Source organism: Oculatella sp. LEGE 06141, assembly GCF_015207605.1.
In the GTDB taxonomy this organism is placed as follows: Bacteria; Cyanobacteriota; Cyanobacteriia; order Elainellales; family Elainellaceae; genus Oculatella.
This window is the reverse complement of record NZ_JADEWO010000010.1, coordinates 105,504-117,304: the sequence shown is the minus strand read 5'-3', so window position 1 is coordinate 117,304 and position 11,801 is coordinate 105,504. Positions and strand designations below refer to the sequence as shown.

The 11,801-nt window shown below is 51.1% G+C and carries 11 protein-coding genes; 5 read left to right on the top strand and 6 right to left on the bottom strand.

The annotated features are described in order from the left end of the window. Positions 1-166: 166 nt before the first annotated feature. From IQ268_RS09905 to IQ268_RS09890, 4 genes are all read left to right on the top strand, one after another. Entirely contained in the window at positions 167-844 is a 678-nt protein-coding gene (locus IQ268_RS09905) for a response regulator transcription factor (protein WP_193877995.1), read from the top strand. A gap of 68 nt (positions 845-912) precedes the next feature. Next, a complete protein-coding gene (locus IQ268_RS09900; RefSeq protein ID WP_228035233.1) occupies positions 913-2,130 on the top strand; it encodes a cell wall metabolism sensor histidine kinase WalK in 1,218 nt (405 codons plus the stop codon). Between the two features lie 229 nt (positions 2,131-2,359). Further along, complete coding sequence (locus tag IQ268_RS09895; protein ID WP_193877991.1) at positions 2,360-2,791, top strand: Rrf2 family transcriptional regulator; 432 nt, start codon at positions 2,360-2,362, stop codon at positions 2,789-2,791. A gap of 521 nt (positions 2,792-3,312) precedes the next feature. Then, a complete protein-coding gene (locus IQ268_RS09890) occupies positions 3,313-3,504 on the top strand; it encodes a hypothetical protein (RefSeq protein WP_193877988.1) in 192 nt (63 codons plus the stop codon). A 463-nt stretch (positions 3,505-3,967) separates the two neighbouring features. Here the strand turns inward: IQ268_RS09890 and tsaB are convergent, their stop codons facing one another. Both tsaB and carA read right to left on the bottom strand, forming a co-directional pair. Continuing rightward, positions 3,968-4,678 (bottom strand): tRNA (adenosine(37)-N6)-threonylcarbamoyltransferase complex dimerization subunit type 1 TsaB, encoded by a 711-nt coding sequence (tsaB, locus tag IQ268_RS09885; protein WP_193877986.1) that lies wholly within the window; start codon positions 4,676-4,678, stop codon positions 3,968-3,970. Beyond that, the gene (carA, locus tag IQ268_RS09880; protein ID WP_193877984.1) at positions 4,675-5,862 is read right to left on the bottom strand and encodes a glutamine-hydrolyzing carbamoyl-phosphate synthase small subunit; all 1,188 of its coding nucleotides are present in this window, start codon (positions 5,860-5,862) and stop codon (positions 4,675-4,677) included. Before carA ends, tsaB begins: the two co-directional genes overlap by 4 nt. A gap of 196 nt (positions 5,863-6,058) precedes the next feature. Here carA and IQ268_RS09875 point away from each other — a divergent pair, with 196 nt between their 5' ends. After that, positions 6,059-7,006 (top strand): TIGR02281 family clan AA aspartic protease, encoded by a 948-nt coding sequence (locus tag IQ268_RS09875; RefSeq protein WP_193877977.1) that lies wholly within the window; start codon positions 6,059-6,061, stop codon positions 7,004-7,006. A gap of 18 nt (positions 7,007-7,024) precedes the next feature. On the opposite strand, the gene trpD is transcribed toward IQ268_RS09875, so the two are convergent. The 4 genes from trpD to ctaD form a co-directional block, all read right to left on the bottom strand. Continuing rightward, the gene (gene trpD / locus IQ268_RS09870) at positions 7,025-8,134 is read right to left on the bottom strand and encodes an anthranilate phosphoribosyltransferase (RefSeq protein ID WP_193877976.1); all 1,110 of its coding nucleotides are present in this window, start codon (positions 8,132-8,134) and stop codon (positions 7,025-7,027) included. Positions 8,135-8,307: 173 nt separating this feature from the next. Beyond that, the gene (locus IQ268_RS09865; RefSeq protein WP_193877975.1) at positions 8,308-9,126 is read right to left on the bottom strand and encodes a tetratricopeptide repeat protein; all 819 of its coding nucleotides are present in this window, start codon (positions 9,124-9,126) and stop codon (positions 8,308-8,310) included. Between the two features lie 231 nt (positions 9,127-9,357). Further along, complete coding sequence (locus tag IQ268_RS09860; RefSeq protein WP_193877974.1) at positions 9,358-9,984, bottom strand: heme-copper oxidase subunit III; 627 nt, start codon at positions 9,982-9,984, stop codon at positions 9,358-9,360. A 76-nt stretch (positions 9,985-10,060) separates the two neighbouring features. Beyond that, on the bottom strand, positions 10,061-11,770 hold the full coding sequence (ctaD, locus tag IQ268_RS09855) for a cytochrome c oxidase subunit I (protein ID WP_193877973.1): 1,710 nt from the start codon (positions 11,768-11,770) through the stop codon (positions 10,061-10,063). Positions 11,771-11,801: the final 31 nt, after the last annotated feature.

Sequence of the window (11,801 nt, the reverse complement as noted above, 5' to 3'; positions counted from 1 at the left end):
CTGTACTATGGCAGTGTCATTTGCCTCACCGCATCTTTAACAATGGGCAGGGAGATTGGCTAACTTAACCGTCCCTCATCCATCGCAAGATTGAGTTGAATCCCGGCGAGTTAGCTTTTGGTTTAGCCCGTGTTTGCTTACTCTACGTTTGACCGAGGCGCAATTCATGAAGCTCTTGCTAGTAGAAGATGACGAGCGCATTGCCGATGCACTGGTAGAAGACCTGACCGACCAGAATTACACTATTGACGTTGCCCACAACGGACGTAGCGCATGGGAGATGCTGGATGCATTTGCTTACGATCTAATTTTGCTAGACGTAATGCTTCCCGAAATCGATGGTATTACGCTCTGCCGTGAATTGCGTTCTCAACGGTGCGATACTCCTATCCTCATGCTGACCGCACGCGACACCATTAGCGACAAAGTTATGGGGCTGGATGCCGGAGCCGATGACTATATGGTTAAACCCTTCGATTTAGAAGAACTTTCAGCTCGAATTCGGTCTTTGCTGCGGCGTGGGGGTGGCTCTTTGCCGCCTATCTTTGAATGGGGAAGTCTCCATCTTGACCCCAGTAGCTGTGAAGTAAGTTACGACGGGCAGATGCTGTCGCTAACGCCAAAAGAATATTCTTTGCTGGAGCTGTTTCTTCGTAACAATCGCCGGGTGTTTAGCAGCGGTCAAATATTAGAACGGCTCTGGTCCTATGAAGAGCCGCCGACAGAAGAAACCGTCCGATCGCACATCAAAGGACTGCGGCAAAAGCTTAAACTAGCGGGTGCCCCCACCGATTTGATCGAAACGGTACATGGGTTGGGCTATCGGCTCAAGCAACTTTACTAGCCACTGCGACTAGACCAGACATGTTCAAGAACTTAGGCTGGCGTCTTCTGCTTACGTATCTGGCAGTTATGGCCGCAATCTTTGGGACATCGGCTTCAGCCGCATACCTTTTTTTTGTGCATAGCCTTTACCAACAGCTTGACAGCCGCCTGCTCACCCTGGCTCAATCGGCGGCTCCCAGCCTAACTGCCGTTAAAATTCAAGGTGACGAGCATTTAGACGAGCGGGCAGAAATTCCCTGGCAAGAGCTGTTTCGTCGCAATCAACAGAGCTTGACCTGGTTTGATTTAAACGGTAGAGAACTGGCAACCCGAGGCGCGATTCAAGTTAGCTTACCTGTCAGAACTGGAATTTTGACGTTGAAGCGGCAACAAATTCGCACTTTTACGATTCCGGTCTACTTACAAAGTTCAGATTTGCCCATTCCAACCCTGGAAGGCTACATCCGTGCCAGCGAATCGACCAAAGAAATTGAGGAAGTAATTGCCAAACTCCGTTGGGGATTAGGGCTGGGTGGCATAGTGGCTTTGGGCTTGAGCGGTATTGGTGGAGTGTGGCTGGTGCAAAAATCTCTGTTACCTACCCAACAAAGTTTTGAGCAACTGAAGCAATTTACTGCCGATGCCTCCCATGAGCTACGCAGCCCTTTAACGGCCGTCAAAACTTCAATTGAGGTGATCTTAAAACACCCCGAACGAATTCATCCTAAAGACTCGAAGAAGCTGTTTGCGATCGCCAGCGCCACCAACCAGATGACTCACCTGGTAGAAGATCTCCTCTTCCTGGCCCGAACGGATGCTGCCGTTATGGTGTTGAACAACGACAAGGCTCCAATTTATCTCTACAAAGTGTTACAAGATCTGCTGGCTCTTTTAGACTCCCAGGCGCAACAGCGCGGGATTACGTTCCAATCAGACCTGTTGCCCGATGTCATGGTGATTGGGGATGCCGCAAGGCTAACTCGTCTCTTTTCAAACCTGTTGGAAAACGCGCTGCAATACACCTCCTCCGGGGGAACGGTGACACTCTCTATGAAACAGGGCAGCAAACACGTTGTGGTTAGCGTCCAGGATACAGGAATTGGCATTGCACCCGAACGAATTCGTCTGGTTTTTCAGCGCTTTTGGCGAGCCGATCGCGCCCGATCGCATCGCGCTGGTGGATTGGGGTTAGGGTTGGCAATTGCTCAGGCGATCGCACAACAGCACAACGGTGAAATCACAGTTAACAGTCGGGTGGGCGAGGGAAGCTGCTTCCGAGTGCGGTTGCCCCTGGCGAATGGCTAAGCCGCAATTTTTAAACTCCACGCCCTTAACCTTATGACAGCAACCCTGGTCGAATGGCTGAAACCCATCTGGCTCCCAATCTCCTGTTTGCCATCAACCCTATCTCACCGTTGGTCATCCCGTTGGTTATCGATGTTACTGCTTCAGTTTTAGTAGCAAACTCACATATCTCTACCAACAAACCGGGGTATAGTAAGAAGGCTTGTTGACGTCGCCTGATACTATTTCTATGGAACTGTCCTGCAAGGTCGAATATGCCTTAGTTGCTCTACTGGAACTTTCAACCTATTTTGAGCGGGGAGAACCGCTGCAAATCAAGCAGATTGCTGCTAACCAGGGCATTCCCGACCGATATCTAGAACAAGTCTTTGCATCTTTGCGCCATGCTGGTATTGTTCGCAGTCAGCGGGGGAATCGGGGCGGCTATCTGTTAGCACGAGAACCCTGGCAAATCACCTTGCTAGACGTGTTCAACTGTCTAGAAGTGGGTAGCGACTCAAAGCAGGGACGACAACCCGAAGGAGTCGATCGCGGAATAGTACGCGAGGTGTGGAAAGAAGCACAGCAAAAAGCAAGGACAGTGCTTCAGCAGCATACGATTCAAGATTTGCGACAACAACGAGAGGCACGTCAACGGTTAAGCAGTATGTATTACATCTAACGACATCTAGAGACAAGCGTGCCGTTAGATAGCACAGCACACTGTCGGGGAATACTACTGGTACATGTCTTCTGGTAAATGTCTTCAAGCCATGGCTTGACCACGATGGAGTTTGGGAGCCTGACGGACCGTCGTCTACAGCAATTCCCCTATCCATTGAAGGCGGATACCGTAAAACATCGATGAAGTTTAAATATCCAATAAAGTCCGGAGCAGTGGTCGATCGGCTAGAAGAGATAATATCAGGATGAAGTAACGTCGCAACAGTGCCACTTTCATCCGTTCTTCTTCGATCTTCCAACCGATTTATGTAGTTTTTTATCGCTCAAACGGACGTTTGAGTTTTGTAGAAACTTTACATCTATCTGTAGGAAGACAGGTTATATAAGTTATATAAGCTACATAAGTTCAGTGGTCAACACAGTGTGCTAACGCAGTCTGTGCCAACAATCTACCAATCCATCTATCTCTGGTGCCTAACTCGTAGCAGCCTCGCTTCACAAACTTCTGTTGTCAATTTTATGAATACAGCACACACCGCATCAAAACTGAATTGGCTGGTTTCGTTTCCACGGACGATTAAACAAACCTTTGATGAATGGGTTCGCAATGAGATTGTTGATGATGACCCCTATGATCAAATGCTGCAAGACCTGTCTGATCAAAATTTAGAAGGTTCAAGCGCCTATCGAGACAGTTCGCAGGCAGCATAGGTCGTTCCTCAATCGACTTTGCAGCAACACAGACTCAATCCTATAAAACAGACGCTTAAGTTGAACTAAAGGTTCCCTTCATAATTGAAGACTTTGCTGAATTGCAAGTTGAAATGGTTAAGATGCATGTTGGGTCTGGCTTTCAACTGCTAAGGCAAAGTCTGGAGCCACTCCCACGCGCTTCTAGCCGTGGGAGTCAGGACTCAGGCAGGAACGGTACACCTAAAGACTGTCTGATATTCCTCACTCCTATGGGGGCATCGAGATGGTTAGGGAATGGATATCCTATCCATTGCTAGGGCGTGTTTTAAATCCCGGAAGTCCCAACTCTATAGACTTTTGAACGATTCTAAGTCCCCCATGGGGGACTTAGGGGGCAAAAAGCACAATGTAACCGAGCAATCAGGAGTTTTAAATCACGCCCTAGGATTACAGGTACTAAGATCCATACAGGTATCAGAGTTTATACAGGGCTTTGACCATAAAACGGCAGGGCATTTGTCCAGTTGGGGCGGGTACCCTTTTGCCAGTCGTGCAGCGCCAGTGCCAGCAGTGCGGTAACAGACTCACCCAGGCTGCCTGAGACTTGAATAAGACGAATGGGTTTATCCCAATTTGCAAGGGTCTGTTGCCACTTCTCGTGGTTTAGAACGCTATCTGGAAACCGTTCGCTCAATTTCTGGTGATCAACAGAGTAGATGGCCGTATAAAGTTCTCCCCGTTGGGCAGGCATCTGCACAGCGATGTCGATGGCGTTGGAGTGGTCAGTTTGCGCTGTCCGGAGGGCGGCTTCTAGCGCAATGGTTTCGACTGTCCACGAGGGGTGGTGCGGTTGCAGAGACGCTGACCAGGCGATCGCAGCCAGCGTAGAAATGGCATAGAGGGGAATATTTAACTGCTGGGCTAAGGTGCGGGCGGTAACGACTCCTAAACGAGTGCCCGTGAATCCCCCTGGCCCTTTAGCCACCGCAATCCAGGCTAGATCTGTCCAGCGGTAAGGCTGGATGAATTCATTGAGATACAAATGTAGATCGGTTGAGAGCGATCGCCCCAAGTCCCAAACTTGATGACGGTCTTCTCCCTGTAAGTTGCTGAGTGCCAGCCCCAACTCTGGACTGGCGGTATGGAGAGCGAGGGCGAACTGGGAAGCGCCTGAAGGAGAGGGATGGCTCAAGAATTGCTGCTGACTTCAAGATTGGGCAAGAGGCGATCGCCGTGTTGCTGGCGACTTTCCCGCATGGCGTTAACAAACTGCTCGAACAAATAGTCGGCATCGTGGGGGCCAGGACTGGCTTCTGGGTGGTACTGCACCGAGAAAATGGGCAACGTTTTGTGGCGCAACCCGGCAATGGTGCGATCGTTAAGGTTGAGATGGGTGATTTCTACCTCTGTTTTGGCGAGAGAGTCAGCATCGATGGCAAAGCCGTGGTTTTGGCTGGTAATTTCAACCCGCTGCTTCAGTCCGGCGGGTTGGTTCAAGCCGCGATGCCCAAATTTAAGCTTAAACGTATCGGCACCCAGGGATAACCCCAAAATTTGATGCCCCATGCAAATGCCAAAAATGGGTCTTTGACTCGCCAACAGCGCTTTAGTGGTTTCAATGCCGTCGAGTACGGTTGCTGGGTCGCCGGGGCCGTTCGATAGAAAAATGCCGTCTGGATTGTACTTCAGGATCTCATCAGCAGGGGTATTTACGGGAACTACGATAACCCGGCAACCGTAGCTAGCAAGGCGACGTAAGATGTTGCGTTTGATGCCAAAGTCGATGGCAACGACCGTGAACGATGCTTCTGGTGTCGTGAGGGTTGGTCGAAACTCCCAGCTAACATCGGTTGGATCAGCCCACTCGTACACATTTTGGGTGCTAACCTCCTGCACCAGGTTTAACCCCGCCATGCTAGGCGCTTCCTGTACGCGCAGCAGTAAATCTGCTGGGTCGAGTATTTCTGTGGAAATAGCGCCGTTCATCGCGCCGCTAGAGCGGAGTTTGCGGGTAAGGGCACGGGTATCTACGCCGTAGATGCCAGGAATGTTATGCTGCTTCAAATAATCGGGTAATGATTGGGTTGAGCGCCAGTTGCTGGGTCGATGGCAAATGTTACGGGCGATCGCGCCTCTAACCTGCGGCTCAATCGACTCTTCATCCTCGGGATTGACACCCGTGTTTCCCAACTCTGGATAGGTGAAGGTAATAATTTGACCGCGATAACTCGGGTCAGTTAGCACTTCCTGATAACCGGTCATTCCGGTGTTGAACACCACTTCACCAATGACCGTACCGGAGGCACCAAATGACCAACCTCGATATACTGTTCCGTCTGCCAAAACGAGTAGAGCAGGTTGAGCAGCAGTCTGCATAGTATTCCTCAGGGCGATTTAGGTTAAGCGCTATTATCCTACGACTAGATTGGGAATAGTAGTGAAAGAATCACAGCCTTTATCATCATATCGAGATAATTAGATTTCCGCTGAGCGGTGCTTCGGCGGCAAAACAGGAAGCAAAACCTATGGTAATGGTGTTTTGTTCGTTGAATTGTCTTAGAACATTCTGGCTATGCCACTTTTTTTTCGATTGAGTACGACGGTTCTGTTACTGTCTGGTATCTTAGCCAGCCTTAGCGCCTGCGATCATCAGTTCCTTAGCCTTTTTAGAGCGGACTCAACAGAAACGGCGGCCTCAGTTGATGAGGCGATCGCGCCTGCCAGCGAGACTACGGCTCCACGTTCCGAATCTCCGACGGCTGCATCCCCACCCCAGGCAACCCACGAGTCGAGCCGTTTCTATCAGGATGCGATCGCCAAAGCCTCTAGCGCGTTTACGTTTGGGCAATCGGCTCAGTCGCAAGACGACTGGCAACTGGTGGTCAGTCGCTGGCAACAGGCGATCGATTTAATGGCTGCCGTACCGAGCGCTAGCCCCAACCATGCAGTGGCGCAGCGTAAGCTGGTAGAGTATCGACGCAACTTAACCTATGCTCAACAACAGGCTAACCGTCCGTTGATGGCATCGGATGGGGTCGTTACTGTGCGATCGCAACCCCAACCAGCCACCGCTGAACCAGACCGCTTCACCTCAGGAAAGACCCAGTCGGCACCGATCGTATCTTCGCAAGCGGCACAGGCGGGCAGCAACCTGGTTTACGTTGCGCCTATCGTGCGACGAGCTGGCGGCACGCCAGTAATTCGAGTCACGTTCAACGGTAGCCAACCGTTTGACATGATTGTAGACAGTGGCGCTAGCGGTACTCTGATTACTCAGCGCATGGCCTCGGCGTTGGGCGTAGTTCCTGTTGCGGAAGCCACGATGGATACCGCCAGCGCCAAAGATGTGACCTTTCCTCTGGGGTACGTCAACTCGATTGAAGTCAATGGCGCGATCGCGCAAAACGTATTAGTGGCGATCGCCGGGGCTGATATGCAAACGGGATTGCTAGGGCACAACTTCTTTGGCCATTACGATGTCACCATTCGCAAAGATACGGTAGAGTTTCGCGAGCGCTAACCTACAGCTTGCTTTGGCTTACTTTAAAAAGTTGACCAATTGTTCTACCTTGCTCCAGGCCGCGCCACTCGCCAGGATGTCTTTAGCCAGTTCGACTCCTTTGACGTACGGTGTTGGGGACGATACCGAACTCGATGGCACAGCACCGCCAACCTTGAGCGCCAGTGCTGTGTTCAGCGCGATCACGTCCTGTTGTGCCTGGGTGCCGCCCCCCTGAAGGATAGTGCGTAAAATAGCGGCATTGTCGATCGCAGCCTCACTGCCGCGAAGGGCACTGGTGGGTGCGTGTTGCAATCCTACCTCCTCTGGGTTTAGCGTCACGCGCTCAACCTGCCCATTGGAGAGTACGGCCAAATCGGTCTGGTCGGCCAGTCCTGCTTCATCTAACTTTTCACGCCCGTGGAGGACGATCGCTTCGGGTCTGCCGAGATGATTTAACGCCTGAGCGACTGTTTCAACCAGGTTAGGATTGAACACACCAATCACCTGCCCTGTCAGGTCTAGGGGATTGACCAGTGGCCCCAACAAGTTAAATACCGTTCTCACTTTGAGGGTTTTCCGCAGAGGCGCGACATATTTCATCGCCGGATGCCAGCCCGGGGCAAACAGAAAAGTAATGCCTACCTCGTGCAAAGCCGCCTTAATCTTTTCGGGATTGGCACCCAGGTTAATACCCAGCGCTTCAAGCACATCAGCGGAACCCACTTTGCTAGAGGCCGCACGATTGCCATGTTTAGCCACAGGAATACCGGCGGCAGCAGCAACAAAGGCAACCGTTGTAGAAATATTGAATGTGAGTGCCCCATCCCCACCCGTACCGCAGGTGTCAATCAGTGGCGAAGGGATGGACGAATCGGCCAAACGGCTGCTGAGCGATTGGGATTGCAACACCTGCGCCATGCCCGCCAATTCGGTAGCAGACACGCCCTTGGCCTGAATAGCTGCTAAAATTGCCCCCGACAGAACCGGTGGAATAGCTTCCGTTAGCCAGCCTTGCATTAACTCGGCGGCCTGTTCTGTTGAGAGCGATTGCCCATCCAGGAGTTGCTGAAGCAGACTAGACCAGTCTGCCGTAACAGCCGTAGAGGAGCCTGATGAAACGGTTGCTGCCGTAGGGGAATGGGTCATGATTTCGCTTGGTGAATAGCTTGGCAAGGGGCAACGGCGACACGTTGAACCCAACAACAGATATTGTGTCATTTTTGCGCGATCGCTCTCTAGATAGAGGCAAACCTTAACGGCTCCCTTACATTCCCTCTAGTTGAGTTAATCTGGCGTTGAACAATCGGGGTGGCCTGAACCTAGTAAAGGGTGAGCATTAACTGCTTACGGAAGTGGCGAGTCAACGGATGATCGTCTCCCAACAGGTTGAAGATCGTCACCATTGCTTTTCGTGCGGCTTCATTGCGGTATTTGCGATCGCGGCTGACAATTTCCAGAAACTGCTGCAAGGCAAATTCGTAATCGCCCCGTAGCGTCATCTGAGTTGCGTCGAAATAAAGCGTGTCTAGCTCGGTTTCGGGTACCAGACTCTGGTCTTGCTTAAACCGAATCAGTTCTCGCAGGGCGCTGGCTTCAGCAAAGTGCTGCTTGTCGTCTTCCTGGATGGGAGCCAGCAACCGCTCTGCCGCCTCTGGCTGATCGTGATTCAACATAAACTTAGCAGCGGCGATCGCCAATCCTCGATCGTGCGGATACTGCTGTAGTAGACGTTCAAACTGCTGCTGTGCGGTTGCCGTTTCACCAGTGGCGATCGATTGTTGAATAGCGTCTAACCCCGTTTCCAGTGCAGATTTCAGGTTGAGTTGTGCCAGCAGTTGCCGCAGTTGGGGTTCGGGTAAAACTCCTACAAACCCCGGATGCATTTGCCCCTGGGACACAATACGCACGTCTGGAACGCCTTCAATTTGGTAAGCGTTCGCTAAATCCGGGCTGTGGTCAATGTCTACTTTTGCCAGAACAAAATCATATTCTTGAGCCAGCTTTTCCAGGATGGGCTTGAGCATCTGGCAAGGCCCACACCACTGAGCAAAGAAATCGACAATCACTGGCTTTTCGTATGATCGTTCAACTACGTCAGCCGTAAAGTTGCCGCTAGTTACGTTTACTGAGGTTCCCATCTAGGATCACTTCCTTTGAGCATTGCAAACAGTCGAGGTCATTCTCGGACGGTTCAAGTGTTCACCATTGGTGCAAGCGCAATGGTGCAAGCGTGACGGTGCAAGCGCGATGAATGGCCGCTACTACAACAATCGATGAAAAAAGGCGGGTCATCCCCACGCATGTTGCTCACATACCCGGTTGATAAACCCGCCACCTGTTGAATTGCGAGAAACGAAAGCCAACCGAACTTAGTGAAGCAGGTAGAGCAAGAAGAACAGAATAATCCAGATGACATCAACAAAGTGCCAGTACAGTTCTGCGGCTTCTACCCCAAAATGGTGCTGACTCGAATAGTGGCCTTTTTTGAACGATCGCAGCAGTACAGCGCCGATTAGCCCCACTCCACAAAGAACGTGCAGTCCGTGAAACCCAGTCAGCACATAAAAGGTGCTGGCGAATAGATTGGACTTTAAGCCAAACTCTAAATTGCTGTACTCATAAACCTGACCCGCCAAAAAGATGATTCCCATTAGCGCTGAAAGACCAAACCAGAGGCGCAGACCCGCGACGTTGTTCTGTTTGACAGCCGTGTCGCCCCGGTGAATCACAAAACTACTCGAAATTAGAATGAGTGTGTTGATTCCAGGTAGCAACAGCTCTAATTCAGGACTGCCTTCTGGTGGCCAGACGGGTTGCACCACCCGAAACGTAAGATACGCCACAAACAGTCCGGCAAAGATCATACTCTCTGCGGCCAGAAAGACAAGTATGCCAAACAGACGGTGGTCGGGATGCTCCTCGTGGTGGGCAGCCGCCTCGCCATCGTGGTGATAATTTAGATCCGTTTTGGCGGGATCGATTGTTGAACCTTGCATAATTTAGACGCCTTAAAAACTGCCACGAATGGTCTATCAGGGAGAAAACAAACGTGAAGGGTTGGGCTAATGATAGCTAACTCCCAGCCCGAGACTCACTAGGAGGCATGAAACCGCCAGGAGGCGCTTCCATGTTGGTCTCCTCGTCTTCAATTTCCTCCCCCGGAAACCGGATGCCAGAGCCGTAGTCATAAGGCCCATAATTCAAAACCGGCAAAAGGTCAAAGTTTTCAATCGGTGGTGGTGAAGAGGTTTGCCATTCAAAGGTTAGCCCTCGCCACGGATTATCTCCGGCTGGTTTTCCAGCAATCCAACTCCATCCAGCATTAATTAAGAACGGAATCGTTGAAATAGCTAGCGTAAATGCCCCAATAGTACAGAGAATATTCAACGGCTGAAATTCAGGATTGTAGACGGCAATCCGCCGATTCATCCCGATTAAACCCAATTCATGCATGGGCATGAAGGTAAGGTTCATGCCCATGTAGGTTAATACAAAGTGAAGAATACCCAGCCGTTCGTTCATCATCCGTCCGGTCATTTTGGGGAACCAGTGATACAGGGCACCATAAATGCCAAACACACTGCCTCCAAACAGGACATAGTGCAGGTGCGCCACGATGAAATAGGTATCGTGAACGTGAATATCAAACGGGACGGCTGCCACCATGACACCACTGATGCCACCAATCACGAACACAGAAATCATGCCAAGACCAAACAGCATGGCGCTGTTGAGGGCGATTTTGCCGCCCCATACCGTTGCTAACCAGCCAAAGATTTTAATCCCTGTTGGTACGGCAATGATCATAGTAAAAATCATGAAAAACATGCGTAACCAGGCAGGCGTGCCGCTGGTGAACATGTGGTGTGCCCACACAATGAGGCCAATAAAGCTGATGGCTACGCTGGAGTAGGCGATCGCCCGATAGCCAAAAATGGGTTTACGCGCATGAACTGGCAAAATTTCGGAAAGTGCCCCAAACAGCGGCAGAATCATGATGTAAACCGCTGGATGCGAGTAAAACCAGAACATGTGCTGGTAGACGATCGGATCGCCACCCCCCGTCGGATTAAAGAAGGCCGTTCCAGCCAGCAGGTCAAAGGCCAGCAAAATAAGCGCCCCTGCCAACACGGGAGTTCCAATCAAGATCAACCCAGAGGCCGACAACATTGACCAGCAAAACAGCGGCATGTCGTTGAGCCCCATACTGGGTACCCGCATTTTCAGGATGGTGACTAGAAAATTAATCGCCCCCAAAATGGACGAGGTTCCCAAGACCAGCAGGCTGAAAATCCAGATTCCTTCACCCACCTTGCCACTGACCAGGCTCAACGGCGGATAGGATGTCCACCCTGCTTGAGGCGCATCAATTAAAAGACTACCCGCCAGGACTAAACCGGCTGGAGGAATCATCCAAAAGGCCAGCGCATTAAGCTTGGGAAACGCCATGTCTCGCGCCCCGATCATCAGCGGAATCAGATAATTTGCTAAGCCTGATCCGGCTGGAATGATCCACAGGAAGATCATGATCGTGCCGTGTAGCGTCAGCAAATTGTTGTACATCTCGGGATTGACAAAATCGGACTCTGGGGTTGCCAGTTCAGTCCGCATGGCCGTCGCGAAGACACCACCGATGAGGTAAAAGAAAAAGGAGGTGACCAGGTATTGAATCCCAATCACCTTGTGGTCTGAGTTAAATGAGAAGTAGTCACGCCACTTCCGCGTGGATGGCACGCTGTAGGAGGATTGAGTGGCGCTGGCTTGCATTTCTGCTTGAGTCATAACATGCTCTTGCGATGGTCGCTACAGTGCG